Source organism: Streptomyces sp. NPDC085524 (genome assembly GCF_044541755.1).
Classification (GTDB): Bacteria; Actinomycetota; Actinomycetes; order Streptomycetales; family Streptomycetaceae; genus Streptomyces.
Genome location: NZ_JBITTH010000002.1, coordinates 122910 through 147123, shown reverse-complemented (window position 1 = coordinate 147123; position 24214 = coordinate 122910). Strand labels below are relative to the sequence as shown.

The 24214-nt window shown below is 71.3% G+C and carries 20 protein-coding genes and 2 pseudogenes; 7 read left to right on the top strand and 15 right to left on the bottom strand.

Annotated elements, in window-relative coordinates:
• Position 1: 1 nt before the first annotated feature.
• A complete protein-coding gene (locus tag ACIGFK_RS03500) occupies positions 2 to 1471 on the bottom strand; it encodes an aldehyde dehydrogenase family protein (protein WP_400050349.1) in 1470 nt (489 codons plus the stop codon).
• Positions 1472 to 1665: 194 nt separating this feature from the next.
• Positions 1666 to 3336, bottom strand: coding sequence for a choline dehydrogenase (betA, locus tag ACIGFK_RS03495; RefSeq protein WP_376655601.1), 1671 nt, complete (start codon positions 3334 to 3336; stop codon positions 1666 to 1668).
• 150 nt (positions 3337 to 3486) lie between these two features.
• On the opposite strand from betA, the gene ACIGFK_RS03490 reads away from it, so the two are divergent.
• Positions 3487 to 4284, top strand: coding sequence for an IclR family transcriptional regulator (locus ACIGFK_RS03490; protein WP_376655600.1), 798 nt, complete (start codon positions 3487 to 3489; stop codon positions 4282 to 4284).
• Positions 4285 to 4332: 48 nt separating this feature from the next.
• Here ACIGFK_RS03490 and ACIGFK_RS03485 read toward each other — a convergent pair whose 3' ends face one another.
• The 5 genes from ACIGFK_RS03485 to ACIGFK_RS03465 form a co-directional block, all read right to left on the bottom strand.
• Complete coding sequence (locus ACIGFK_RS03485; RefSeq protein ID WP_376655599.1) at positions 4333 to 5466, bottom strand: aromatic ring-hydroxylating dioxygenase subunit alpha; 1134 nt, start codon at positions 5464 to 5466, stop codon at positions 4333 to 4335.
• Between the two features lie 131 nt (positions 5467 to 5597).
• Positions 5598 to 6800, bottom strand: coding sequence for an NAD(P)/FAD-dependent oxidoreductase (locus tag ACIGFK_RS03480; protein ID WP_400050346.1), 1203 nt, complete (start codon positions 6798 to 6800; stop codon positions 5598 to 5600).
• Positions 6797 to 7159 carry a bifunctional 3-phenylpropionate/cinnamic acid dioxygenase ferredoxin subunit gene (locus ACIGFK_RS03475; RefSeq protein WP_376655597.1) on the bottom strand — a complete coding sequence of 121 codons (363 nt, stop codon included), beginning with the start codon at positions 7157 to 7159 and terminating at the stop codon, positions 6797 to 6799. Before ACIGFK_RS03475 ends, ACIGFK_RS03480 begins: the two co-directional genes overlap by 4 nt.
• A gap of 277 nt (positions 7160 to 7436) precedes the next feature.
• A complete protein-coding gene (locus tag ACIGFK_RS03470; protein WP_376655596.1) occupies positions 7437 to 8069 on the bottom strand; it encodes an MBL fold metallo-hydrolase in 633 nt (210 codons plus the stop codon).
• Positions 8069 to 9154 (bottom strand): S-(hydroxymethyl)mycothiol dehydrogenase, encoded by a 1086-nt coding sequence (locus tag ACIGFK_RS03465; protein WP_376655595.1) that lies wholly within the window; start codon positions 9152 to 9154, stop codon positions 8069 to 8071. Before ACIGFK_RS03465 ends, ACIGFK_RS03470 begins: the two co-directional genes overlap by 1 nt.
• Positions 9155 to 9402: 248 nt before the next feature.
• Here ACIGFK_RS03465 and ACIGFK_RS03460 point away from each other — a divergent pair.
• The 3 genes and pseudogenes from ACIGFK_RS03460 to ACIGFK_RS03450 all read left to right on the top strand — a co-directional run bounded on the left by ACIGFK_RS03460 (position 9403) and on the right by ACIGFK_RS03450 (position 11856).
• A pseudogene (locus ACIGFK_RS03460) lies at positions 9403 to 10026 on the top strand (hypothetical protein).
• Between the two features lie 86 nt (positions 10027 to 10112).
• A complete protein-coding gene (locus ACIGFK_RS03455) occupies positions 10113 to 10430 on the top strand; it encodes a hypothetical protein (RefSeq protein WP_400050343.1) in 318 nt (105 codons plus the stop codon).
• Between the two features lie 589 nt (positions 10431 to 11019).
• Entirely contained in the window at positions 11020 to 11856 is an 837-nt protein-coding gene (locus ACIGFK_RS03450) for a class II glutamine amidotransferase (RefSeq protein WP_376655593.1), read from the top strand.
• A 41-nt stretch (positions 11857 to 11897) separates the two neighbouring features.
• Here ACIGFK_RS03450 and ACIGFK_RS03445 read toward each other — a convergent pair whose 3' ends face one another.
• The 3 genes from ACIGFK_RS03445 to ACIGFK_RS03435 all read right to left on the bottom strand — a co-directional run bounded on the left by ACIGFK_RS03445 (position 11898) and on the right by ACIGFK_RS03435 (position 14460).
• Complete coding sequence (locus ACIGFK_RS03445) at positions 11898 to 12119, bottom strand: UBP-type zinc finger domain-containing protein (protein WP_386468180.1); 222 nt, start codon at positions 12117 to 12119, stop codon at positions 11898 to 11900.
• A gap of 327 nt (positions 12120 to 12446) precedes the next feature.
• Complete coding sequence (locus tag ACIGFK_RS03440; RefSeq protein WP_400050341.1) at positions 12447 to 13694, bottom strand: NAD(P)/FAD-dependent oxidoreductase; 1248 nt, start codon at positions 13692 to 13694, stop codon at positions 12447 to 12449.
• Between the two features lie 127 nt (positions 13695 to 13821).
• A complete protein-coding gene (locus ACIGFK_RS03435) occupies positions 13822 to 14460 on the bottom strand; it encodes a TetR/AcrR family transcriptional regulator (RefSeq protein ID WP_400050339.1) in 639 nt (212 codons plus the stop codon).
• Positions 14461 to 14608: 148 nt separating this feature from the next.
• Here ACIGFK_RS03435 and ACIGFK_RS03430 point away from each other — a divergent pair, with 148 nt between their 5' ends.
• The 3 genes and pseudogenes from ACIGFK_RS03430 to ACIGFK_RS03420 all read left to right on the top strand — a co-directional run.
• The gene (locus tag ACIGFK_RS03430) at positions 14609 to 15250 is read left to right on the top strand and encodes a DsbA family oxidoreductase (RefSeq protein WP_400050337.1); all 642 of its coding nucleotides are present in this window, start codon (positions 14609 to 14611) and stop codon (positions 15248 to 15250) included.
• A gap of 82 nt (positions 15251 to 15332) precedes the next feature.
• Positions 15333 to 16268: an NADP-dependent oxidoreductase gene (locus ACIGFK_RS03425; protein ID WP_386468174.1), complete on the top strand. Its 936-nt coding sequence runs from the start codon at positions 15333 to 15335 to the stop codon at positions 16266 to 16268.
• 22 nt (positions 16269 to 16290) lie between these two features.
• A pseudogene (locus tag ACIGFK_RS03420) lies at positions 16291 to 16401 on the top strand (SAM-dependent methyltransferase); the annotation flags it as partial.
• A 181-nt stretch (positions 16402 to 16582) separates the two neighbouring features.
• Here ACIGFK_RS03420 and ACIGFK_RS03415 read toward each other — a convergent pair.
• From ACIGFK_RS03415 to ACIGFK_RS03395, 5 genes are all read right to left on the bottom strand, one after another.
• Positions 16583 to 18499 carry a peroxidase gene (locus ACIGFK_RS03415; protein WP_400050335.1) on the bottom strand — a complete coding sequence of 639 codons (1917 nt, stop codon included), beginning with the start codon at positions 18497 to 18499 and terminating at the stop codon, positions 16583 to 16585.
• 260 nt (positions 18500 to 18759) lie between these two features.
• Complete coding sequence (locus tag ACIGFK_RS03410; RefSeq protein ID WP_376655586.1) at positions 18760 to 19488, bottom strand: hypothetical protein; 729 nt, start codon at positions 19486 to 19488, stop codon at positions 18760 to 18762.
• Between the two features lie 115 nt (positions 19489 to 19603).
• Positions 19604 to 20359 (bottom strand): hypothetical protein, encoded by a 756-nt coding sequence (locus ACIGFK_RS03405; protein ID WP_400050333.1) that lies wholly within the window; start codon positions 20357 to 20359, stop codon positions 19604 to 19606.
• A 138-nt stretch (positions 20360 to 20497) separates the two neighbouring features.
• Entirely contained in the window at positions 20498 to 20689 is a 192-nt protein-coding gene (locus ACIGFK_RS03400; RefSeq protein ID WP_400050332.1) for a hypothetical protein, read from the bottom strand.
• Between the two features lie 1201 nt (positions 20690 to 21890).
• Positions 21891 to 23819, bottom strand: coding sequence for a helix-turn-helix domain-containing protein (locus ACIGFK_RS03395; protein ID WP_376655584.1), 1929 nt, complete (start codon positions 23817 to 23819; stop codon positions 21891 to 21893).
• Positions 23820 to 24214 lie beyond the last annotated feature (395 nt).

The following is a 24214-nucleotide window of genomic DNA, read 5'->3' as shown; positions in this document are numbered from 1 at the left end:
TTCAGCCGCGGAACCAGCGCTGCGGCCGGGGTTGGATGTTCTGCCAGACGTGCTTGGGCTCTCGGTACTCGTCGAGGCCGGTCGGTCCCAGCTCGCGGCCCACACCCGAATGCCCGAAACCGCCCCATTCCGCTTGCGGCACATAGGGGTGGTAGTCGTTGATCCACACGGTCCCGTGCCGCAGCCTGCGCGCGACCCGTTGGGCCTTCCCGGCGTCCTGCGTCCAGACGGCTCCGGCGAGTCCGTACTCCGTGTCGTTGGCGATGCGGACCGCGTCGTCCTCGTCGCGGAAGCGCTCGACGGTGAGCACGGGTCCGAAGGACTCCTCGTGCACCACGCGCATGTCCTGCCGGCACTCGTCGAGGACGGTGGGCGGGTAGTAGAAGCCCCCTCGCAGCGCGGGATCGCCGGGCCGTTCGCCGCCGCAGCGCAGTACGGCGCCTTCGGCGAGGCCCGCCTCGACGTACCTCTCGACCTTTTCCCGGTGCTCCGCGGAGATCAGTGCACCGGTCTCGGCCTCGGGGTCGAAGGGCCCGCCCAGGCGGATGAGCCGGGCTCGGCGCACGACCTCGTCGACGAAGGCGTCGTGCAAGGAGTCCTCGACGATCAGGCGGGCGCCGGCCGAACAGACCTGGCCGGAGTGCAGGAAGACGGCGGTGAGCGCGAAGTCGACCGCGGTGTCGAAATCGGCGTCGGCGAAGACCACGTTGGGGTTCTTGCCCCCGAGCTCCAGGGCGACCTTCTTCACCGTCCTGGCGGCCGTGGCCATGATGCGGCGGCCCGTCTCCAGGCCGCCGGTGAAGGACACCATGTCCACGGCCGGGTCCTCGGACAGCGGCGCGCCCACCTCACCTCCGGCGCCCAGGACGAGATTGGCCGCGCCGGCCGGGAGCCCGGCTTCCTCGAGCGCCTTCATCAGCAGGATCGAGGTGGAGGGCGTGAGCTCGCTCGGCTTGAGCACGACAGTGTTGCCCGCGAGGAGGGCCGGCGCGACCTTCCAGGACGCCTGGAGCAGCGGGTAGTTCCACGGGGTGATCAGTCCGCAGACACCGACGGGTTCGTAGGTGACCCGGCTGAGCGCGTCGTCGCGTCCGGTGTCGATCACCCGGCCGGCGCTGGTGCCGGCGATGCCGCCGTAGTAGCGGAAGCAGGAGACGACGTCGGCGATGTCGTACTCGCTCTCCACCAGCCGCTTGCCGGTGTCGAGCGACTCGGCGCGGGCGAAGTCCTTGGCGTCGCGCTCGAGTATGTCTGCGGTGCGCAGCAGCAGTGCGCCGCGCTCGCGCTCGGAGGTGCGCGGCCAGGGGCCCTGGTCGAAGGCGCGCCGGGCCGCCGCGATCGCCGCCCCGGTGTCGGGGCGTGTTGCCTCCGACACCGTCGCGACGAGCGTGCCGTCTGCCGGGCAGCGGATCTCCCGGTGGCCGCCGGCCGCTGGAGCGCGCCATTCTCCGTCCACGTACAGATCTGCCACGCCATGCCCTTCGAACGGGAATTCGTTGCGCATTGTGCATTGCATTGCTTGTGGTGAAACCCTGGCCGAATGGGCCAACGGTCGTCAAGAGGGCGGCGGTTCGCGATTTCGCCATCTGGCCGGTTGCCCGTCCGCTGCCGGCAGCACCTCGCGGCGGACGCGGGCGAGCGTCGCCCGCGTCCGCCGCGCACGCGCTACCCGGACTGCCGCTGGGCGTCGCGGTGACGGTAGTACGCGGCCTTGGAGGGCGGCAGGGGCTCCTTGCCGAGGATGAGGTCGGCGGCCTTCTCGGCGATCATCATCACGGGCGCGTAGATGTTGCCGTTGGTGACGTACGGCATGACCGACGCGTCCACCACGCGCAGCCCTTCCAGCCCGTGGACCCTCATGCTCAGCGGGTCGACGACGGACATCTCGTCGGTGCCCATCCTGCAGGTGCACGAGGGGTGCAGGGCGGTCTCCCCTTCCTCGGCGACCCAGGCCAGGATCTCCTCGTCCGTCCCGACGGAGGGGCCGGGCGAGATCTCGCCGCCGTTGTAGGCGGCGAGCGCAGGCTGGTTGAGAAGTTCGCGGGCCACCCGGATCGCCTCGACCCACTCACGGCGGTCCTGTTCTGTGGACAGGTAGTTGAAGCGCAGGGCCGGATGCTCGCGGGGATCCTTGCTCTTGATCTTGACGGAGCCCCTGGCATCGGAGTACATGGGCCCCACGTGCACCTGGTAGCCGTGGCCCCCGGCCGGCGAGGAGCCGTCGTAGCGGACCGCGACCGGCAGGAAGTGGAACATCAGGTTGGGGTAGTCGACGTCCTCGTTGCTGCGGGCGAAGCCTCCCGCCTCGAAGTGGTTGGTGGCCGCGGGCCCCTTCCTGAACAGCCACTGCAGCCCGATGAAGGGGGCGCGCCACTTCGCCATGTACGGCTGCATGGAGACGGGCTGCTCGCAGGCGTACTGGACGTACACCTCCAGGTGGTCCTGCAGGTTCTCGCCGACGCCCGGCAGGTCGTGGACGACGTCGATGCCGAGGGCGGACAGTTCGGCGGCGTTGCCGACGCCGGAGACCTGCAGCAGCTGGGGGGTGTTGACGGCGCCGCCGCACAGGATGACCTCACCGGCCCGGACCTGCTGCGGCGCACCGCGCCCGCGCTGGTACTCGACGCCGACGGCACGCTTGCCTTCGAAGAGGACGCGGGTGACGAAGGCGCGGGTCTTGACGGTGAGGCCGGGCCGCTTCCGCGCGGGCTGGAGGTACGCCTTGGACGCCGACAGGCGCCGTCCGCGGTGGATGTTGCGGTCGAAGGGGGCGAACCCCTCCTGCCGGTAGCCGTTGACGTCATCGGTGCGGGTGCGGCCGGCCTCCTGGACCGCCTTCAGGAAGGCGGTGAAGAGCGGGTTGGTGGCCGGGCCGCGCTCCAGGACGAGGGGACCGTCGTGGCCGCGGAACTCGTCGTCGGGATCGGCCGCGAGACAGTTCTCCATACGCTTGAAGTACGGCAGGCAGTGGGCGTAGTCCCATGTCTCCATGCCGGGGTCGGCGGCCCAGCGCTCGTAGTCCATGGGATTGCCGCGCTGGAAGATCATGCCGTTGATGCTGCTGGAGCCGCCGAGTACCTTGCCGCGCGCGTGGTAGATGCGCCGGCCTCCCATGTGCGGCTCGGGCTCGGACTCGTACTTCCAGTCGTAGAAGCGGTTGCCGATGGGGTAGGTCAAGGCTGCCGGCATGTGGATGAACACGTCCCAGGGATGGTCCGACCGACCCGCCTCCAGGACGAGCACCCGCTTTCCGGGGTCGGCAGAGAGCCGGTTCGCCAGTGCGCTGCCGGCTGATCCACCGCCGACGATGACGAAGTCGTAGTGCAGAGGAGCCATGGTGCCTCGTCTCGCTCGCGCCGTCGATTCGCGAGGCATGCTATTACGGGTATCGCTATACGCACTAGGTTGCGAACCACGCAACTTGCGGACCTGCAATTCGGGCAGGTTGCTTGCGGAAACGTTGTTTACGGCGCCTATAGTTTCGCTATGAGCAACTTCAGTCCGGATGCCGAAACGCACGGTTCACAGGCCGGCGGGGTGCAGTCCGTCGACCGGGCCATCAGCGTGCTCGAGATCCTGGCCCAGCGCGGCGAGGCGGGCGTCAGCGAGGTGGCCGCCGAGATCGATGTCCACAAGTCCACCGCATTCAGGCTGCTCGGCGCTCTGGAGACGCGCGGCCTGGTGGAGCAGTCGGGCGAGCGCGGCAAGTACCGGCTCGGCTTCGGCATCGTTCGCCTGGCGGGGGCAGTCACGGGACGCATCGACATCACCCAGCAGGGACGCCCGGTCTGCGAGCGCCTGGCCGAGGAGATCGGCGAGACCGTCAACATCGCCGTGATGCAGGAGCGCTACGCGATCAACCTCTACCAGGTGCGCGGTCATGCCGCCATCACCGCGCACAACTGGGTCGGCCAGCTGACCCCTCTGCACGCCACCTCCAGCGGCAAGATCATGCTGGCCCACCTGCCCGCCAAGGAACGCGCCGCGCTGCTGGCGGAGGCCGGCATGAAGAAGCTGACCCCGCACACGATCACCGCGAAGACGAAACTCGAGAAGAACCTCACCGAGGCCCGCGAGCGCGGCTACGCCTGGACGCTGGAGGAGCTCGAGATCGGACTGCACGCGATGGCGGCACCGGTCCGTGACCGCGACGGCCAGGTCATCGCCGCGATCAGTGCCTCCGGACCTTCCTACCGGTTCACCGAGGAGCGCATGCACGAACTGGCTCCGGTCCTGGTCAAGGGCGCGGAGGAAGTCAGCCATCGCATGGGGTACCTCGGCTGAGCGTCCGTGCGCATGCGCCCACGCTTCGGGCACCCGGCCCCACCCGGCCTACTCCGGCTGCCGGGTGCCGAGGCGCTCGTGCACCCAGTCGTGGAAGGCCCCGATGTGGTGCTCACTGGGCACGAGCACACCGCCCTTGGCGTACAGCCGGGAGCTCATGCCGGGCTGGGTGCGCTCGCAGGCGTCGAAGTCCTGGCGGTTGACGCGGTCGAAGAGCTCGACGGACCGGCTGACGTCCTTGCCGCTCTCCACCACGCCGGGCAGATAGAGCCAGTCGCACTCGACGGTCGTGCGGTCGGCCGCCACCGGGTACATGCGGTGGAAGATCACATGGTCGGGCACGAGGTTGATGAAGACCTGCGGCTTGACGGTGATCGCGTAGTAACGGCGGTCCTGTTCCTCGGACACCCCCGGGATGCGGTCCAGGCCCTCGGAGCCGTCGACGGTGAAGCCCCGGATCTCCTCGCCGAACTCGGCCCCGTGGCCGACGTAGTACTGAGCCGCGTAGCCTTCCGCGAACTCCGGGAGCACCTCGGTCAGCTCGGGATGGATCGTGGCACAGTGATAGCACTCCATGAAGTTCTCGACGATGAGCTTCCAGTTCGCCTTGACGTCGTAGACGATCCGCTTCCCCACCGCCAGGTTCTCGATGTCGTAGCGCTCGATCGACTCCACGTCGCCGAGGCGGGTGATCGCCGCGCCGATGACGTCCTCCTCGAAGGACGGCGGGGTCTCCGCCAGGCACACCCACACGTAGCCGAGCCATTCACGGACGGCGATGCCCACCAGACCGTACTCGGTACGGCCCACGTCAGGCATCTTGGTGAGGTTCGGCGCCGCGACCAGCTTGCCGTCGAGGTCGTAGGTCCAGGCGTGGTACGGGCACTGGAAGGCGCGCCTGACCTCGCCGGCTTCCTCCGTGCAGAGCTTGGCGCCGCGATGCCGGCAGACGTTGAAGTAGGCGCGTACGGAGTTGTCCCGGGCCCGGGTGACGAGGATGCTCTCGCGGCCCACGTCGACGGTACGGAAGGCGCCGGGCTTGGCGAGCTCGGACGCGCGCGCGACGCAGAACCACATCGCTTCGAAGATGCGTTCCTGCTCCTGGGCGAAGACACCCGGGTCCGTGTAGGAGGAGCCGGGGAGGGTGGCGATCAGGCTGTCCGGCAGGCTTGTGGAGGTCACGCTGCGCTCCTCGGAATTCGTCGTGGAAGGACCGGTCACACGCGGCAGGGGGGCGACTTCGAGCCGCCGCTGCGCATGAGGCAACGCTGGGTACTGCATGCAACGCAATGCGGGAGCCCGCGTCCGCGGTGTCACGAGTTCGCGGCGGTGAGCTGCTTGCGCCAGCGTGTGAACAGGCGCGGCTGGTTCATCCCGAGCACCGCGACCGGTGTGCCGGCCCGCCGGTACACGGCCAGGAAGCTGCGCTCGTCCGTGGAGCCTTCCTCCACGGTCACGCTGTCGGCGCCGACGGCGTGCCCGACGAACTGGATCTTCACTCCGTACTGGTCGGACCAGAAGTACGGGGGCCGGGGCGCACCCGGCGGCGTCGCGCCGTGTGCCAGCAGTGCGGCCACGGCGGCGTCGGGCCGTTCCAGTGCACCGGTCCAGTGCTCGACCCGGCGGCGGCTGCCGGTATGCGGGTCGTACCAGTTGGCGCAGTCGCCGACGGCGACGACTCCGGCCAGGCTGGTGCGGCCGTCGGCGCCGCACTTCACGCCGTTGTCGAGCGCCACTCCGGAGCCCTCCAGCCACTCGACGCAGGGCCGCGCGCCCACACCGACGACGACGATGTCGGCCGGGATGCTGCGGCCGTCCTCCAGCAGTACGGCGTCGACCCTCCCCCGGGCTCGGTCCGGGGGGACCTCCCTCTCGCTTCGCCCGTCCGCGCTCAGCCCCTTGACCCCCGTCCCGCACAGCACCCTTACGCCGTGGTCGGCGTGGAGGGCGGAGACGATGGCGCCCATGTTCTCGCCGAGCGGTCCGGCCAGCGGTGTCGGCGCGGCCTCGACGACCGTGGCATCGAGGCCGAGCGCGTAGGCGGTGGAGGCCACTTCGGCGCCGATGAATCCACCGCCGATCACCACGAGCCGGCCGCCGCGGGCCAGATCGTCGCGCAGGGCGCGGGCGTCGTCCAGTGTGCGCAGCACATGGACGCCGACGAGGCCCTCGGTGCCGGGCAGCGTGCGCGGGGCCGCGCCCGTGGCGATGACGACGCCGTCGGCGCGGATCTCGCGGCCGTCGGCGAGCCGGATCGCGCGCCGGTTGCGGTCGAGCCCGGTGGCACGGGTCGCGAGCACCCATTCCGCCCGCAGGTCCTCGTCTTCCCGCTCCAAGGCGAGATCCGCTTCGTCGAGGGCTCCGGCGAGGAACTCCTTGGACAGCGGCGGCCTGTCGTACGGGCGGTGGGGTTCGTCGCCGATGACGACCAGCCGTCCGTCGTACCCCCGTTTCCGCAACGAACGCGCGGCCGACAGTCCGGCCAGGGAGGCGCCCACCACGACGACGGTCCTCACGCGGGGCCCCCGGTCAGGCGGGAGGTGACGCAGGGCGGCAGGTTGGGGGCCCCGGTCGACAGCCGGACGTAGACCATGCCGTCCTCGAGCACGACCTCGTGGGTCCGCACCGGCAGCTTGGCCGGCGGGGCGTCCACCGCTCCGGTCCTCAGGTCGAACTTCGAGGCATGCAGGGGGCATTCCACCTCGCAGCCCTCCAGCCAGCCGTCGGCGAGCGAGGCGTCCTGGTGGGTACAGGTGTCGTCGATGGCGAAGAGCTCGCCGTCATCAGTGTGGAACACCGAGACCGGCGGATCGATGTCGAGCCGGTGGGCCTCGCCTCGCGGCAGATCCGCGAGACGGCACGCGGGAATCATCATGACACCTCGGTGCGTATAACGAAACGGATTGCGATGAGCGCAACGCAAGTCTGCGGGCCGCCCTGAACCGCTGTCAAGGCGTCGAGAGGCCTGGTTGCGCAGGGTCCGCCGGGGGTTCTCCGGGGCTTCCGGAGCAACCTCGAAAGCCCATGTGAGCAGGGCGGACAGGACCGTGACAGGGCGCAGCGACGACCCCGTCGCCGATGCCGTCCGCAATGGACCGCCACCTGGCCGGGGCCGTCGCCGCTCCCATCGGGGCGGGGGCGTCGCCGCGCGCTCAGAAGCCCCGGTCGATCCACTCCTGGAGGTGCGGCGCCTCGGCCCCGATGGTGGTGGTCTCTCCGTGGCCGGTGTGCACGGTGGTGCCGCCGGGCAGCGCGAGGAGGCGGTTGCCGATGGAGTCGATGATGGTGGGGAAGTCGCTGTACGACCGCCCCGTCGCTCCCGGCCCGCCGGCGAACAGGGTGTCGCCGCTGAAGAGGGCGGCGAGTGCCGGGGCGTACAGGCAGACGGCGCCGGGGGCATGGCCCGGGGTGTGCAGGACGGTCAGTTCCGTGCCCGCGACGGTGAGACCCTGCCCGTCGGTCAGCACGCCATCCGGCTCCCGGTCGGGATGGGTCTGCTTCCACAGGGGCAGATCGTCGGCGTGCAGCAGGATCGGGGCGCCGGTGCGGTCGGCCAGCTCGGGCGCGGCGTCGATGTGGTCGTTGTGCGCGTGGGTGCACACGATCGCGCGCAGGGTGCGTCCGCCGAGGGCCCGTTCGATGGCGTCGGCGTCGTGGGCTGCGTCGATGACCAGCGCCTCGTCGCCGTCGCCCACGATCCACACGTTGTTCTCGACGTCCCATGTGCCGCCGTCCAGCGAGAACGTCCCCGCCGTGACGAGACGCTCGATGCGGATGCCCGCCATCAGAAGACCACCACTGAGCGCAGGACATCACCGTGGCTCATGCGCTCGAAGGCTTTCTCCACCTCGTCCAGTGCGATGGTCTCGGTGACGAAGGCGTCCAGGTCGAGGCGGCCCTGCAGGTAGAGGTCGACGAGCATCGGGAAGTCACGGGAGGGCAGGCAGTCCCCGTACCAGGACGACTTCAGTGCCCCGCCCCGGCCGAAGACGTCCAGCAGGGGCAGCTCCAGTTTCACCTCCGGGGTCGGGACCCCGACCAGTACCACCGTCCCGGCGAGATCGCGCGCGTAGAAGGCCTGCCGGTACGTCTCCGGACGGCCCACCGCATCGATGACCACGTCGGCGCCGAATCCGCCGGTCAGCTTGCGCACCGCCTCGACCGCGTCCGTCTCCCGGGAGTTGACCGTGTGGGTCGCTCCCAGCTTCTTCGCGGTGGCGAGCTTGCGGTCGTCGATGTCCACCGCGATGATCTTCGCCGCACCCGCCAGGTTCGATCCGGCGATCGCCGCGCCCCCCACGCCGCCGCAGCCGATGACCGCCACGCTGTCACCGCGTCCGACGTTGCCGGTGTTGACGGCCGCACCGATGCCCGCCATCACGCCGCAGCCCAGCAGCCCGACGGCGGCCGCCGACGCGGCCCGGTCCACCTTCGTGCACTGCCCGGCCGCCACGAGCGTCTTCTCGGCGAAGGCGCCGATACCGAGTGCCGGCGAGAGTTCCGTACCGTCGGTCAGGGTCATCTTCTGCTTGGCGTTGTGCGTGTTGAAGCAGTACCAGGGCCGCCCACGCAGGCACGCGCGACACTGGCCGCACACGGCACGCCAGTTCAGGACCACGTAGTCACCGGGCGCCACCTCCGTGACCCCCTCACCGACCGCCTCGACCACGCCCGCGGCCTCATGCCCCAGCAGGAAGGGGAAGCCGTCGCCGATACCGCCCTCGCGGTAGTGCAGATCGGTGTGGCAGACGCCGCAGGCCTCGATCTCGACCAGCGCCTCACCCGGGCCGGGATCGGGCACGACGATCGTTTCCAGACTGACGGGGGCGCCCTTGCTCCGCGCGACGACAGCACGGACCTGCTGAGTCATGGCCACTCCTCGGCTGACAGAGGTTGGGATGTTGCCCATTACGGCACGTATCTCGTCCTTCGCAACACAGCATCGCGGAGGGCGAAGCAGCGGTCAAGGAACCCGTCATGCGATCCGAGACGCGAACCCAGCACGCGGTCCGCGTTGGACGGCGCCGTCCAACGCTCTCGGAGTGCCTCTGGGGAAGCCGAGTTCGACCGGATCGCGCATGCTCTCGCCGAGTTCCTCGGCCTTCAGCGGCGCTCGGTCTGCTCCGTCTCGACGCAGCCGAACTGACGGCCCGGCTCGTCGACATCCGGTCCGTCAGCGGCACCGAGGAACCCCTCGCAGACGTGGTCGAGGACGCGCTGCGCGCCCTGCCGCACCTGATCGTGGACCGGTACGGGAACAACGTGGTGGCCCGTACGATGCTCGGCCGCCCGGAGCGCGTCGCGGCAACGCCATCCACGCCGCCGGCCCGATCCTGGCCGGGCTCGCCGCATACGAGCCGCGCAAGCCCGTGGCCGACGGCCTGGAGTACCGCGAAGGCCTCAACGCCGTACGGATCGACGGCGGCGCCCCCGGCGACGTCCTCCCCGATGCGTGCACGGCTGCCCGGACTCTCCCACCCTGCGGCAGCGGCCTTCATGGAGGCGGTCGGCGGACGGGCCGTGCCCAAGTTCGGCTGGACCGACGTCGCCAGGTTCAGCGCCCTGGGAGTCCCGGCCGTCAACTACGGGCCAGGGAACGCCCTGCTCGCCCACACCCGCGACGAACGAGTGGAGACCGAGGCGGTCCTCCGCTGCGAGCAGAAGCTGCGCGCCTGTACCGGCGTGATCAAAAGCCGTGCATCGGAGTGGCTCGCGGCGCCGTTGATGGCGTGGCTCTCTTGACGCCCGCAGCAGCTGCCTAGGGTCGGCGGGAGCAGGCCGGCACGACGGAGGGCTGCCGGCCCGGTCGCGGAACAGGCGGGTGAATCGTGGAACACATCACGGTCAGGACGTACGAAGACGAACCCCCGGTCCCTTCGAGCCGGATCCGGCGGCGACCGGTCCGGCGACGCGCCGCCCTCGCCGGACTCCTGCTCCTGTGCGTGTCGCCCGCGCAAACCGTGGACGCCGCCGAACCGCACGACGTGCACCACGCGTACACCGGCCGGAGCCTGTACGTGTCCGACTACGGCAACAACCGCGTGCTCCGCCTCCGCCCGAACGACACCCAGACCACGCTCAACCCCACCGGCCTCAACACCCCCACCGGCCTCTCCTTCCCGCCGCGCACGGGCGCAGACGGGTAGCCCCCGGTCTAGTTGCGCAGGCGGCTGGACGGCCTCACCGATGACGCGTTCTTCCGGGAACCCGTTCCCGGCTGCTGGTCCGTGCGGCCGCGCGGCAGCGGCACGACCCGGTGCAGGCTGGTTCCGGCGACTTCACCATCGACTGGGTCATCCGGAGCCGGTTCCCCCGCCGGTCACCACGATCGCCTGGCGCCTCGGCCGCTTCCTCGTCGGCGTGCTGGGGGCGCGCAGCGCCTCGCACTTCGGCGGACCGCCCGTGGACCACATGACGTACGTGTATCCGGGCACCGCGGCAGCGGCGTGCTCCGGGACCTGTACGCCCACCGGGCCCGGGGCCGTCCGTCGCTCGCCCGAACCGCACCGATCGTGGCGCGCACTCCTCCCGCGACCGGTGCGGGGGCCTACGGTCCGCGTGGCGGTGCGCCCTGGCGGAGACGAGAATGAGATGGGCCGGACGAGTGCTCCCCGGCCGACGGACACGGCGTCGCTCGCGGCGCCCCGGGAGAGCGCCCGTTCCACGCTCGCCTCGCCCGACAGCGGGGGTGCGTGGTTCTGCCGCACGTGCACTAGGAACAACAGGTGATCGCTCATGTGCCGATGGCTCGCGTACTCGGGAACGCCTCTGCTGCTCGACACCATCCTCTACCGGCCGGCCCACTCTCTGATCGATCAGAGCCTGCACTCGAAACTGGGCGTGGAGACGACGAACGGGGACGGCTTCGGTGTCGGCTGGTACACCGAGGAGGACACGGGCGGTCCCGCGATCCTGAGGGAGATCGGCCCGGCTTGGAGCAACCGCAACCTGCGGGAGATCGCGGACCACGTCCGCTCGCCGCTGTTCTTCGCGCACATCCGGGCGACGACCGGCACGGCGGTGCAGCAGACGAACTGTCATCCCTTCCGGTACGGCCGATGGATGTTCATGCACAACGGCGCCATCGCCGACTTCCACCTCGTCCGCCGCGACCTGGTCCTCCTGATCGACCCCGCGCTCTTCCCTTACATCGAGGGGACGACGGACTCCGAGGTGATGTTCTTCTTGGCACTCACCTTCGGCCTCGAAGAGGACCCGCCGGGCGCGGTGGCGCGCATGGCGGGCGCGGTGGAGAGCGCCGGACGCGGGCACGGGGTGGAGTTCCCCCTCCAGATGACACTCGCCATCAGCGACGGCGAACGCCTCTGGGCCTTCCGCTACTCCAGCGGGCGTGCCTCGAGGTCGCTGTTCTACAGCACCCGGGTGGACACGCTGCGCAGACTGCACCCCGACATGAGCTTCCTCCAGGAGGTGTCGGACGAGACCCGCCTGATCGTGTCCGAACCCCTCGGTGATCTGCCCGGCGCCTGGAACGCGGTACCCGAGAGCACCTATGGCGTCGTGCATGCCGGGGCCGACGAGTTGCACGCTTTCGCTCCCACGGCGGCGTAACGCGCCGGCAACCGCTTTGCCCGGTACGGGGGTCGGCCTCATCACTCGCCGCTTTGGGCCTCCGGTTCAGCGCTGTCGGGAACGAGGAAGACCTCGTCGGTGTAGCACCATGCCCAGGGCTCCTCGACCGCCACCGCGATCGGGTGGCCCGTGGTGGCAGCGTGCTTCCAGGCGTGGGCCGCGGCGGAGCTGTCGCAGCAGCCGTTGTGGCCGCAGTCCAGACAGATCCGCAGGTGAACCCAGTCCTGCCGACCCGCGGCCATGCACTCGGCGCAACCGGTCACCGGCAGCCGTGACGGGGTCGGCCGTTCCTGGTCGAGGTGCCGGCAGGCGAGTGGTCGCGGCCGTCCTCCGTCCGGGGCGGTCCGCCAGCCGGCCGGGGGCAGGCGCACGGAGTCCGGCACCCGGGCCGGCCCGCTGTCACCGCAGCCCGTTTCCGCGGATGTGGCACGTGTCCTGTCGCCTGCATGTGTCATGGCCGACCTCGCATGTGGGCTCCGTTCTCCCTTCTCGTCTTCCGATGCCGAGCGGGCTGCGGATGCACGGGAAGCGGATCAGCGTCCGGAGCACGCTGCATTCGAGCGTGGCGCTCAGCCCCGGAGGTCCGCACGGACCTCGCGGGCGGCCCTCGTCCCCGAGGCGAGTGCGCCCTGGAGCGATCCGGTCGCCCGGTGGTCCCCGCAGACGTAGCGGCCGGGGCCCAGGCGCGTCGTCCTGATCAGCGGCATCGGTGGGGGCATGGCGGGCAGGGCGTCCCGTACCGTGCACCGGTGCACCAGCTCCCAGGAGTCGGTGTCGGCGCCGTAGGCCTCGCCCAGGGCAGACCGGATCACCGCCTCCTGTGCCGGGTCGGGTGCGCCGAGGACGGAAGTGGAGACGAGCGCGCGGCCGTCGGGAGCGTAGCCGGGGTGCACCTCGCTCACCACGCAGGTGTTGAGGAACCGGCGCCGCGTGTCGACGAGGAGCGTGGGCTCGCGCAGGGGGGAACGGGCGGCGGCGTGGTAGAGGGTCGTGACGGTACGTCCGGCCGGGACGCCGAGCCCGGGCACGAGCCGGGCCGCCGCGGTCTGGCCGGTGGCGACGACCACCGCGCGTGCCCGCAGCGGTGTGCCGTCCGCCAGGGCCACGCCGTCCTCGGTCAGTCGGGCGACCGGCGTCTCCAGGCTGAGGACGCCGGCGGGGAGGCGCCCGGCGAGCTGGGCCGGTACCGCCGCGATGCCGTCGGCGGGCAGGCACAGGGTGCCGCGCAGCATGCTGCGCCACACGAAGTCGAAGACCCGTGAGGAGGTCTCCAGCTGGTCCTCCAGGAAGACTCCGGACAGGAACGGCCGGAAGAAGCTCTCGACCAGTTCCTCCGACAGGCCCGCTTCCGCCAGTGCGGTGAGGGTGGTCCGTTCGGCGCGTGCTCGCAGTCGCCGGGGCGGCAGGAGCACGTCCCGTGCGGTCAGGACCCCCAGGGCGGCCAGGTCACGGGCCGAGGCGAGCCTGCCGGGAAGCAGGTCGCTGCTCTCGCGCGGGCGTCGGGTGGGGTCGACGAAGCGGCGCAGCCGTCCCTCACCGGTGTGCACGAGCACTCCGGGGGTGAAGGGCCGCAATCGGAGCGGACGAAGGGCGAGACGTCGCTTCACCTGGGGGTACGACGTGTTGAGGACCTGGAACCCGCGGTCGGTCACGAAGCCGGAGACTCGGTCGGTGCGCATGCGCCCTCCGACCACGTCCCCCGCTTCCAGCAGGACGACCTTGAGGCCTCCGGCGAGCAGGTCGGCCGCGCAGGCGAGTCCGGCGGCGCCCGCACCGATCACGATCACCGCATCGTCGGCACCGCGTTCCCGCTGCATGGACGACCACCTGCCCCTCAGCCATCGGTCAGCCAACGTCGACCACACGCTACGCGGTACCGAGGCGGGTCCCGGTGGGGCGCACCGTAAGGGGTGCCCGGTCTGCCGTACCGGCGGTACGCGGCAGCTACGGCGCCGCCGGGACCATGGCCGGGCCGTCGCCGCGCGCTTCGGTGACGGCCGGCGGGCGGCCCAGGAGGGCGAAGGCGGCGTCCAGGCAAGCCGCCGCGTTCGCCGGGTCGGGGTCGACCTTGCGCATGATCTGCAGGCCTTGGACCAGGTTGAGGAGGAGCAGCGCGCCCTGCCGCGGGGTGACGGCGGGAGCGAGTTCCCCGTCCCGTGCGGCCCGTTCCAGCTGAGCCGTGAACGCCTTCTCGGCGTACTGGAGGTTGCCGCGGGCCAGTTTCGCGACCTCCTCGTCGTGCGGCAGCAGCTCGGCCATGCTGTTGACGCTGAAGCACCCGGCGCTGCTGGCGGCCGCGTCGGCCGCCAGCAGGCGGCCGAGGACGTCCCTCAGCCCGGCGAGCGCCGGCCCCTGCTCGTCGAGCGCGGTGCCGAGCAGCCGTGTCTGGTGGTCCAGGTACCGGCCGAGGGCCCGGATGAAGAGCTGGTGTTTGTCCCCGAACGCCGCGTAGATCGATCCGCGGCCCAGCCCCAGCTCCTCCACGAGGTCGCTCATCGCGGTCGCCTCGTACCCCTTGCGCCAGAACAGGATCATCGCCCGGTCCAGGACCGCTTCTTCGTCGAACGTGCGTGGTCTCGCCATGCACCCCACGGTAGCGAAGGTCAGCGGCCGCGGCAGCACATATTTGACCGCTCGTTCCAGAATCGGCTACGTTATGGAACGAGCGGTCCGGAACCCACGAGGCGAATCCGGCCCATCCGGTGAGACAGACCCGTCAGGAGCGAGCGTCGTGAAGGTCGAGATCTATTCGGACCTGGTGTGTCCGTGGTGCTACATCGGCAAGCGCCGCTTCGAGAAGGCCCTGGCCGCCTTCCCGGAGGCGGCGGGCGTCGACGTCGTCTACCGGCCCTTCCAGCTGAACCCCGCGGCCCCCGGGACGCCTGAGCCCTCTGCACAGGTCTACGAGCGCAAGTTCGGCCGCCCCGCCGCGAGCATCTTCGGGCCGCTGACCCGGGCCGCGTCCGCCGAGGGCATCACCTTCCGGATGGACGAGGCGCTGGCCACCAACACCTTCCAGGCGCACCGGCTGCTCTGGTTCGCCCGGCGTCACGGACGCCAGGCCGCAGTGAAGGAGCGCCTGCTGGCCCACTACTTCACCGACGGCGGGGACCTCGGCGACCGCGAGGCGCTCGCGGGGCTCGCCGAGGCCGCCGGTCTCGACCGCGCGGCGACGCTGGCCTTCCTCACCTCGTCCGAGGGCGCCGACGAAGTCCGCGCCGAACTGTCCGAGGCCACCGCCCTCGGCGTCACGGCCGTTCCCACCTTCGTCATCGACGGCACCTTGGTGCTCCAGGGCGCCCAGAGCCCCGAGGTCCTCCTCGGCGCCCTGGAGAGGGCCGCGGCCGGCCGCAGCCCCGCCCCCACCGCCTGACCCGGTCCCACCACCCCGCCCCCTCTCTCGCACACGGCCCGGCCGCTCGGCGGCCCGGCACAGACTCGATCAAGGAATTCCCATGAAGGCAGCAGTCATCTCCCAGTACGGCCAGGTCCGAGACGTCGTCCGGGTGGCCGATGCACCCGTCCCCGCCATCGGCCCCCGCGACGTGCTCATCGAGGTCCGCGCGGCCGGGGTCAATCCGGTGGACCACCTGATCGTCAAGGGCTTCATGAGCGCGGGTGAGCCGGACCGGCCGCTGGTCATCGGGAACGAGCTCGCCGGCGTGGTGACCGGGGTCGGCGCCGAGGTCACGCGCTTCGCGGTGGGCGACGAGGTCTTCTCCCGCGTCGACCCCCGCGTGGGCGGCGCCTTCGCCGAGTACGCCGCCGTGGACCAGTCGCTGGTCGCCGCCAAGCCGTCCGGCCTGACGTTCGAGGAGGCCGCCTCGCTGCCCCTGGTCGCGCTGACCGCCCTGCAGGCCCTGACCGAGCAGGCCGACGTACGGGCCGGGACCCGCCTGCTCGTCCACGGCGCCGCCGGCGGCGTGGGTTCCGCCGCCGTGCAGATCGCCAAGCAGCTCGGCGCCGAGGTCGTGGCGACCGCCAGTGCCGGCAGCGTGGAACTGGTCCGCGAGCTCGGTGCCGACCGGGTGATCGACTACCGGGCCGAGCGGTTCGACGAGGTCGTCTCCGACGTCGACGTCGTCCTGGACACCATCGGCGGCGAGACCCAGGAGCGGTCGTTCGGCGTGCTCAAGACCGGCGGCACCCTGGTCTCGATCGTTCCCATCGCGGACGCCGAGGCCAAGAAGGCCCGGTGGAACGTCGAGGCCCGCAGCTTCTTCATGCGCCCGCACGGCGAGCAGCTCGCCCACCTCGCGGGCCTGGTAGAGTCCGGGCAGCTCCGGCCGATCGTCGAGACGGTCTTCCCGCTCGACGAGGCCTCCGAGGCCCTGCAGAAGGTGGAGCGGGGCGGCGCCCGCGGCAAGACCGTCATCGGAGTCCGCGCCTGACCGGACCCCGGCACCCGCCCGCATCCTCGACGTCGGAGGAGGCCCCGGCACCCACGCCCGCCGGCTCGCCGGCGACGGCCACGAGGTCCACCTGATCGACCCCGTACCCAAGCACCTCGAACAGGCCGCGACGGCCTCCGCGCCGCCGAACGCACTGCGGGCGCACCCCTGCACGAGTCGCCGCTCCTCACCGGGGCCATCGAGACAGCCCGCCTCGCCGATCGCCATCCCGCAGTCACCGACGCCTCCGCGCACCTGCTCCTCACCGGCCGCGCCGGCAACTGACCCGGCCGGCCGGCGAGGCGGGTGCCCGCTCAGGACGACGGCCCGGACACCCGCCACACGGGACGGCCGTTCCTGAGGATGACGGCGTCCCCCGACGGACGGACCAGGAGGCGGGCGCCCGGCGCGCCGCCGGTACCGGAGGACCAAAGCGGCTTGCCGGCGGCATCGCGCACGCTGAGTTCGCCGTTCGCGGCGAACAGGGCGTCGACGCCCGACCCGGCCGCCCCGGCGCTCCACAGCGTCTGCCCGTCCTCCGCCTGGAGCGTCAGTCCACCGGCGGCATCGAAGCGCAGGCGTACCGACCCCGCGTCCAGGCTGTCGCCGGGGCGCAGGACCGTACCCGGATGCACCTCGATGGCGTTGTCGAGCGAGCCTTCGGCCAGCGCCCGGAGCGTGGGGATCGACGGCGTGAAGGCGTACAGGGCTCCCTCCGTACGCACGAAGTTCTGGAAGTCGAGGGTCGTGGCACGGCTGCCGCTGGGGGCGGCGGATTCGAAGCAGACGGGGGAGGCGGGTCCGATGACCGTGTCCGAGCCCGGCTGCGGGTGCCGCGCGGGCGGGAAGTCCGTGCTGTTGCACCACTTCCGGGCGATGAACTCGAACTGCTCGACGAGGTCGGCCTGGTAGCTCACGAAGACCAGCCCGCGGTCGGCGGGCCCGGAGTCCTCGCGGTGGGCCGGACCGTAAGGGATGCCGCGCCGGATGATGCGGCGGTTGTCGAGCGCCGAGGCGGGCAGGGGCGGTCGTCCGGGAGCCGTGACCAGCCCGCCGCGCGGACTGGCCTTCCGGATGTGCGCGAAGAGGGGTGTGGTCCACCCCTGGGGGTCGTCGTGGAAATCGAAGTCGTTCCCCGCATCCGCCCCGGGCGGTACGGCCGTCTCCGCCATCGGGCAGGTGGCGACGGGAGCCCCGCCCGGCCAGCGGCCGACGAAGCGGGCGGCGAGCCACCGGGGCGTCGCGTCGGCCGGGGCGGCCCCTGACTTCTGCAGCTCCTTCAGCAGGACGCGGGCCTGCTCCCACCACCCCGGAACGTCCTGGGCGAGGCGCCGGACCACCTGGAACGACCCGCCGGTGGCCCAGGCGGGCAGCCCGGCAGGACGCTGTCCCACCCGTTCCTGCCCGACGATGAACTCACCGGCGGGGATCAGGCGGGTGCCGGGTTTGCCCTGCACGCCCGTGCCGGTCGCGTCCGCGCTGTGGAAACCTCGTACGCCGGGCTGACTGATGGCATCGAGGAACCCGAAGTGCTCGTGGCCGTGCAGGGCCCCCGGCAGCGTGGCCGCGTCCTGGCGGAAGACGACGTCGGCACCGGCGCGCTGCAGCGAGTCCCGGTGCCGACCGATGGCCTGCTCCAGCTCCCCGGGCTCGTCGGAGGCGAGGGTGAGCACGGCGTGCACGCTGTCCGCCGCCGCCCCGAACAACCAGGACTCGGGGGCGCTGGGGCCGGTGTCTCCGAGCTGCCCTGCCCGCGCTCCCGGGCCGTCGCAGAACGCCTCGGCGGTGCCCCCGGGCGGGACGGCCGGGAACGGGTCCTGCTGGGCGAGGTGCCCCAGCCCGGCGTGGGTGAGGCTGATGCCCGTCCAGAGCGCGGCCATGGTGGTGGGATCGACGCCGTTGCGGAGCTGCCGGGCACGGCGGAACTGCTCGTTGAACCGGGCCACCTGCACGGTGGTGGACAGCTCGGGCAGCAGATCACCCAGCCAGCGGCGCGCCCTGGCGAAATGCCCGAACCGGATGAAGAAGAGGCACACGTGGTCCTTGCGGAAGCCGGCGAGGACGTCGCCCTGCGTGGTGGTGTCCGACCGCAGGGGCAGGGCCTCGCCCGTGACCCCGGGGCGGGGAGCAGCGGTGGCTCCCGCGGCGGGGATCACGGAGCCGTTCCCGACCGCCAGCGCGGCCGCGGCGCAGCCTCCGGCTTGGACGACGGTCCGGCGGGTGAACAGCATCGATCCTCCGAGACGTAAAAGGTGCAGGAGCCAACGAGCCCTGACCCTTGACGAGGGCCGCTTCGAGTACGCGGCACCGCACCGGTGGCTGCCTCAGAATCACCCGCCCGCGACATCCGAGGACTCCACTCGGGTCGGCGGACGCCCTCGACCGCCGCGGCCTGCGAACGCACGCACCGGCGCGACCGGCGTGCATTCGCCGGCCTCGCTCAGGGTGGCCGGTCCGAGGCCGCCGTGGCTTGGCTCGGTCCGTACGGTCGTCAGGCCGAGGCGTCCCATGCGGTCATCAGGCCGTCCAGCCACACGGGCGGCAGCTCCGCCGCGTTCCACTCCGCCCGCAGCTCCGGCGGCACGGCGAGGAGCCGCTCCAGCACGGCGATGCTCGTGACGGAGTGGAGAAGCGAATAGCGGCCGTGCACGGTGATGGTGCTGCCCGGTCCGAACGCCTCGAAGAGTCGCGTCAGCCGGGTGGCGTGGACCTCGGAGAACTCCGTCAGCCGTCCCGGATACCCGGCCCGCTCCCGTGGGGTCATGGTGACGAGGACGGCGCGGAGTACCTCCTCGGTCACCTCCGGATCCAGGTCGGAGGCCTCGGTGAAGGACAGGTACAGCGGCGTGAGCGCCACCCGCGCCCGCTCCACCTCCATGCGGCGGACCCGCTGCCGCTCCCCCGCCGGGCCCGGCTCCCCGACCGCCCCCACGGCCCGGACCAGGGACCGCTCGGCAACCGCGCCCAGACCCTTCAGGATGTCCTCCGCACCGTCGAGCCAGCCCGCCCCGTACGCACCACCCTCGTCCCCGGGCGCGCTGCGGGCGCCGCTCAGTTCCGTGTGCGCAAGGGCCAGCGCACCCGCCTCTACCAGCCCGATCAGTTGCCACGCGTCGCCGGAGCCGACTCCCGCCCGCGCGAGGAGCTGCACCAGAGTCGTCCTCGCATTGTCGGTACTGACCTCGTCCGGCCAGTGCCGGCCCTCATCGGCCGCTCCCATCGAAGCCTCCACTTCTCCACCCGTGCTGTGCGCGCCGCTCCCTCGTCCTCTGCAATGATCAACATACGTTGGCCGACGCCGGGCGGGCCGCACGGGAGCGGATCCGGGCGCGTGCTCAGAAGTGATCGGGTCCTGACCAGCTGTACCAGGGGCCGCTGACATGGACGTACTCGCCGCTGTGCTGCGTCGGTCCGTCGAGCGGGAAGTAGGCGTAGCCGTGGTGGGCGAAGAAGCCGGAACGTCCGATGAGGAACTTCACGCCGCCGTCGGCCAGTTCGGCGTCCCGGACCGGGTAGCCGCCGATCCAGGCCCGGTGGGGGTCCGCCGAGCCCGCGGCCAGGGCCTGCTCGGCGTAGGAGGTGAGTGCGGGCCGGGCGATCGCGAATCGCGCCTCGAGGGGAAGGCCTTGGCTGATCAGCAGCACCGTGGTGCCGACCAGCAGTGGGGCTGCCGCCCAGCGCCAGAGGCCACGCAGCCGCCCCTCTCGGGCCTCCTCGGCCGGCTCCGCGGCACCCGCCATCTGCCAGGCGAACCAGACGAACGGCAACAGGCCGAGCGCCACCAGGCCCATGACCAGCATTCCGAGGTCCTCACCGGGCACGCTGTAGCCCAGCACGACGGCACCCGACGCCAGCAGGCAGCCCAGCAGCACACTGTTGCCCGGGCGGCGGAGCCGCCGTACGCGGCTTCGCGCAGCGGGTGACACGGCCAGCCTCACCAGACCCCGTGCGAGCATCGCCACGAGCGGCACCGCTGCGAACACGCCGGTGAGCACCGTGCCGAACAGCACGCGCTCGCGTACGAAACTTCCCGGCGCCGCGACGACGGCCAGCAGCACGGCCAGAAGCAGCGGTCCCCTGTATCCCGGCATGGGTAGACGGTGGAGCCTGGCAGCCGGGGACGGCGGGTTCGTGATCACGTCGCCATCCCTACCATGCGGTGGATCTCCTCCGGAAGGCCCGTTCCATGGCGCGACCCAGTCCAGGGAAAGGACCCCGGCATCGCCCGTTCACGTCCAGTAGCGTGCCGTGATGGACCTCTTCCCACTCTCGTGGTCGGCGTTGCGCACCGCGGTCGACGAACTCGCGGACGGAGACTTCGAGCGGCCGTCGCCGACCCCGAGGATCAGGAGGGCACCCGCGGCCAGGTCCTCACCGCGCGCGAGTACTTGGGGGCGTACGTGCTCGAGTGGACGCTCCACCACCTCGACCTCGCCGTCGGCGTCCCCGACGCAGCCGGACCACCGGCCGAGTCCCTTGCCCGTTCCCGCACGATGCTGGAACGGATCACTGCTGTCCCCTTCCCCCCGGACCTCCCCGACGCCGACGCCCTGCTGATCGGTACGGGGCCCGCCCCCGACGGCCGTGGAACGGGCCGTTCTCGGCGACCTGGCCGGGCAGTTCCCGTTCCCTCTCGGCTGATCCGGTTCCCGGCACCCGCCGGCCGAGGGTCCTTGTGCGCGGGGTCGGAGCAAAGGCCTGGTTCGCACGGGTGGCGGGTGACCGGGTGGAAGTGGCTCACTCCCACCGGCACCCGCCTACCGGTGCACACGACGACCAGGTCGCCGCAAGCATTGCCTTCGCCCTCTTCCGAGCCCGCTCTTGTGCCGTACACCCCCGTGGTCCGGCACTGCGCGATTTCTCGTTCTCCGGTCATCTGGACCTTCGCATGTGGGTCCGGCCGCGCTTGCACCGGCAACGCTATGCATTCACAGAAAGACCCACCACTGCACAGGTGCACCAACCAAGCGGTATGGACTGCGGGTTCTGCACCACTCGCGGAGCGCATGCCGCGGAGATGCACATGATGCGGCTCCGGCTTTGCGGACTTGCACATCAGGCCTCTTTTCATCACACCGCTCGGGGTAGCACCCCGCTTTTCAGCCAGATGGTTCAATTCGCGACCCACCGAAACACGAGAGGTGAGAGAAATCTGCAGGCGCCGCATTTTTACGGCCATTTCAAGGCGATTTCCAGCCACCCAGAGATCCCTCGCCACGCCATGGAGGCGACGATCACTGCACGTCAGACTCGCGTGCGGCTCACGTCGTGGCCGAATCCCATCGAACCCTTCACTGCACACACACCGCCGGCGACGAGAATGGCCGAGGCGTTCGCGCATCCTCCACGGGGGCTCTACCCGGAGCCCGAACAGGATGAAACAGACAAGATTTCTAACGGTCGACAGAAACGCCCCGACGGGCGGGAGCATGCACGTGATCAACCGTCACAGATCGGTGTTTCCGAAGAAATCTCCTGCGACTCTTCCGAACCTTTGGCCCACGCCATCCCCGGCCTGCGGAAAGGGCTCAATATCCAAACCGTGCCAGGATCTGCGGAGCGCCACCCGGCCCGGGGCCTATTCCGGTGGACACGCCGGCCAGGAGCCGTAGGGCTCTCGGCTCAGGCAACCGCGCACAGTTCGCGTGATGGCTCCGGGAGTCGGGGCGCACCCGTCATCAGGTGCAGCGCGAACAGCAGGTCGCGCATACCGGTCAGCGAGGACAGGTCACGGGACAGGAGTCCCTCCAGCGCCCTGATGTGTGAGCGCACCGTTGCCTCCGAGAGGCCCAGTTCACGCGCGGTCGTCTCCAGGTGCGCGTCGCACGTGAGCCAGACCGTCGCCGTGGCGAGCAGCCCACGCCTGTCCTCGCCGGCAGATCTGAGCAGCGTCTCGGCCCAGGCCCGGATCTGCGGCCCGTGGAGCAGCCCCCGGAGTGTGGGCGCATCGGATTCCGGGCTCCCGGCGGGGGGCTCGGGCAGCTCCCGATGGGTGACGAGTTCGAGCGCCAGGCCGACGGTGACGCGGTCGGCCAGAGCCGCGAAGTCCATGTGCAGCAGTTCGGCCGCGCGTGCCACCCGCCGCGTGACGGTGTTGCGGTGCAGGTCCAGACGCCGGGCGGCCACGGTGTAGGGGTAGGCGAGGGCGGTGGGCAGGGTCTCGCGAAGCAGCTCCCACTGCGTTTCGGTCTCCATGAGGGGGCGCAGGAGTCGGCGGGCCCACACCTGTGCGTCATGCGCCGGGAGCAGGCTGACCAGGTCGGTGTCCTGCACCGAGAGGGCCACCGAGTCCGGCTGGTGCAGGGCGAACCGCTGGGCGGTGGTCGCTTCGTGAAGAGCGTGGGCGAGCAGGGACATCGAGTAGACGCCGCTACCGCCCAGAGATGCCCCGGCGCCGACCGCGGAGACCAGATGGGTGAGTGCGAGGGCCACCCTGTCGTCCCCCTCTCCGCCCCGGATCGGGTGGATCACCAGGATCCGGTCGTGGCGGCGCCAGTCCGCGACGACCAGGGCGCGGCTGCCCGTGATGGACTCGCAGCGGCTCATGGCGGCGTCCCGCCGGGCGGGCGAGGTCTCGACGACGAAGACGCGGGCCGTGTCGGGGTCGAGCAGGCCCGGCGCGAGGTTCCTCATGACCCGGCGGGCCTTGGAGACCTCACCGTCCAGCAGCAGCTCGACCGCGGCGTCGCGCGCGGCCCGGGAGGCGTCCGATGCCGCCCGGTATTCGCGGCGCGCCTGGTCCACCAGCCCCAGGAGCTTGGCGGCATGGCGCAGCAGCCGCAGATCGGCGTCGTCGAAGGGTGTACGCCGGGCCACGGCGAGGACGGTGCCCGCGGCGGAGGACGGCCCCAGGGAGATGAGCTGGGTGTGCGGACCCGAACGGGCGTCGGGGGTGCCGCCGTCCACGGACTGGCGGATGATGGCCTGCGCGAGTTCCTCCGCGGCCGTGGCCGGCGATGCGACCAGGACGCGGTCGGGTTCGCTGACCATCACCTGGACGTCGAGGGCCCGGGCGAGCCAGTCGGCGATGCGCTGCATGGCCCGCTGGTCGGCGAGCTGCGCCGGGAGTTCCTGCACGAGTGAGGCGAGTTGGGCGGCCCGGCGCTCGGCGAACGTGAGCCGGAACTGCTGGATGCCTTCGTGCACCCCCTGCCACCGTTCCACCGGCGCGGTGGTGGCAAGGAGGGGGATGTCCAGCCTCTCGGCCAGGTCGACGATGGCCTGGGGGTACGGCTGACGGGAGCTCGGCTGCGTGCTGACGATCAGTCCGGCGCTGCGGTCACGGCCCATGCGCTGCAGCAGGACCTCGACCACCGTGGTGATGCGGCCGCGCAGCCGGAACGGGACCGAGCCCGTGATCAGGACCACGGCGCCGTCGGCCAGGGCGGCCGGTACCCCCTCCTCCAGGAGCTTCTCCGGGGTCACGGAGAAGACGCCCGTCACCTCTGCCGCCTGGGCGGCAGCACTGCACTGGCTGACGAGTGTCAGTTCGAGTTCGGGGTTGCGGGAGGGCAGTGTGCCCAGGGTGGGCAGTGCGCCCAGGGTTGGCATCGAGCGCTCCTCGAAGCGGTCCGGAAGTTGTCGCCCACGCGGTGCCCGTGCCGCCTTCGAGGACGGCATCGGCACCCCGGTCACGACCTCACGCCCGATCTCCTGCGAGCACGGAGCGCCCGTACGGAAGCGGTATTGCGCCTGCGCGACGCACTGTACGGAAAGGACGTTCAGGTGTGCCGGGCGGCGGCTGGAATGCCACCGCCGGAGGACACGCCTCCCGTGCCACGGCCGCCGCCGTGCGGCCGGCGGCCCTGGATGCCAACTGCGGACTCAACTCTCCCCCTGTGTGGTGCAGCACGAGCAGGCAGGCGCGAGCTGCCAGATGTACGGCCACTTCCGGCCGGTGTCTCCGCCGTGTCCGGCCTGTCGGCCGCGGCGGGTCGAGGGCCACC